Origin of the sequence: Phenylobacterium sp., from assembly GCF_030654915.1 — a bacterium.
In the GTDB taxonomy this organism is placed as follows: domain Bacteria; phylum Pseudomonadota; class Alphaproteobacteria; order Caulobacterales; family Caulobacteraceae; genus Phenylobacterium.
Window position 1 is genome coordinate 1 of sequence record NZ_JAURWM010000258.1, and the last position, 2,038, is coordinate 2,038.

General features: G+C 67.7%; 2 protein-coding genes. Both read left to right on the top strand.

Going from position 1 to position 2,038, the window contains the following annotated elements:
* Positions 1–398: 398 nt before the first annotated feature.
* On the top strand, positions 399–1,400 hold the full coding sequence (locus Q7T84_RS13365) for an AraC family transcriptional regulator (protein WP_304809702.1): 1,002 nt from the start codon (positions 399–401) through the stop codon (positions 1,398–1,400).
* 186 nt (positions 1,401–1,586) lie between these two features.
* On the top strand, positions 1,587–2,038 hold a 452-nt coding region (locus Q7T84_RS13370; protein WP_304809705.1), incomplete at its 3' end, for a Plug domain-containing protein.

The following is a 2,038-nucleotide window of genomic DNA, read 5'->3' on the forward strand; positions in this document are numbered from 1 at the left end:
GCGCATGGCCGGTTTCCAGCGACGGTTTCGGCGGCCAGCGGTTTCGTGCTGGGCGGCGAGATCCAGGACCCGCCGCCATATTCGCCCCACCCAGCGCCGGGGGCGGGTCCGCTTCGCCAAGCTTCCCCCGTCGGGGAACAAGACTGCCAGAAGGCGCGACGGTGCTCGGCCGCCGCGCAGGGGCCGATCTCGGGGGAGATGAGGCCCGCTTCTGGGAGACGGACGCGGTTCCAGCTGAGCCGCGTCCGTGACTTCCGCCGCCAGAACGGTCAATCGCGCCCTCCAGGTGACAGGTGGGCGGAAATGCGAAGACGCGACCCGGCGCGTTCGTGACAATTTCGTTGCAGTGCGACACGGTTCGCCGCGATCGGGTGACCGGGTTCGGGACTTGGGGTTTCATGGGCGATCTACTGTCGTCGCGCGCGGATGTCCGCGACATCTACAGCGGGTTCGCCGGCGAGCCCCCGCGCGAACTGCGCACGCCACGCCGTGGGCCGGCGGCCTCGGCGCGCCTGCCGGTGCAGGACGGCGTCGGCTATTGGGACGTGGTCCGGCTCTATGACCACCTGCTCGTCTGTGTCGCCGACAGCAGCTACAACGACAACTACACCCTGCCGATCCGCACGCCCGAGGACCTGGTCTCGCTGCGGTTCGTGGTGGCCGGGGCGGTAGGCTTGAAGGACGACGGGCCCAACGCCGTGCGGGTCGAGAAGGGCCACGCCTCGGTGCTGACCCTGCCTGCGGACGGCGACTTCGACCTCAACATCCACGGCAAGGAGCGGCTGACCTCGCTGACCTTGCATCTCCATGCCGGAAAGCTGGCGAGCGTGATGGGCATGGAGCCGGACGAACTGCCGCTGGCTCTGCGCAACATCGACCTGCCCAGCCAGGGCTTCCATCACCTGCCCCTGCGGCTGACCCACGGCATGGAGGCGGCGGTGCGCGACATCGTCAGCGCCTCGTTCCAGGGCAGCCTGCGGCAGCGCTATCTGGAGGCCAAGGTCATGGAGGTGCTCTGCCTGCTGGTCGACGCCGTCGAGACCAGCGAGCGCGGCGAGCGATCGGCGCCGCCTTTGCGCGACGCCGACCGCGATGGTCTCTACGCCGCCCGCGACATCCTGATCGCCGAGTTCGCCGAGCCGCCGACCATCGACGCCCTGGCGCGGCGGGTAGGCCTTAACCGCACCAAGCTGCAGCGCGGGTTCAAGGAGATGTTCGGGGCCACGGTCTTCGAATTCTGCCTGGCCCGGCGGATGGAGCTGGCTCGCGGGCTGCTGCTGGACGGCGGCATGACGATCTCCGAGATCGCCGAAACCGTCGGCTATGAGCATGCGACGAACTTCACCGCTGCGTTCCGGCGACGGTTCAACGCCTTGCCCAAGGACTACCGACGCGGGTAGGGGCGGGGAATGCTCGGCGCGAACAGTCGATTGACTGCATCGCGCATCGAAAATGCTGCTGCCCGGATCATTTCCTCGCGCGCGACCTCCCTATGGTCCCGCCTCGAATTTGCGCGTTTCCGCGCGTGCGCCAATCTGGCCGCGTCTCCGGAGCGTGCTGGGTCTCGGGAGGGGATTTCCATGACTATGAGTAATAAGACGCGCCTGTTGGCGGCATCGGTTCTGGTGTCGGCTGTGGCGCTGACGGCGGCGCCGGCCTACGCCCAGGCGGGCGGCGCGACGGTCGACGAACTGGTGGTCACCGCGCGTAAGCGCACCGAGTCGGTTCTCGACGTGCCGATGAGCATCAACGTCGTCGGCCAGCAGACCATGCAGAACATGGGCGCTGAAACCTATACCGACCTGCTCGGCTCGGTGCCCAGCCTGACCGCCTATCAGAACGGCCCGGGCCGCACGCGCCTGTCGATCCGCGGCATCAACAACGGCGGCGGCAACGACAACGACACCCAGAACCAGGAAACCGTCGGCATCTATATCGACGAAATTCCGATCTCGATGGGCGCGCTGAACCCGGAACTGGCGCTGTTCGACCTGGAACGCGTCGAAGTCCTGCGCGGCCCGCAAGGCACGCTCTATGG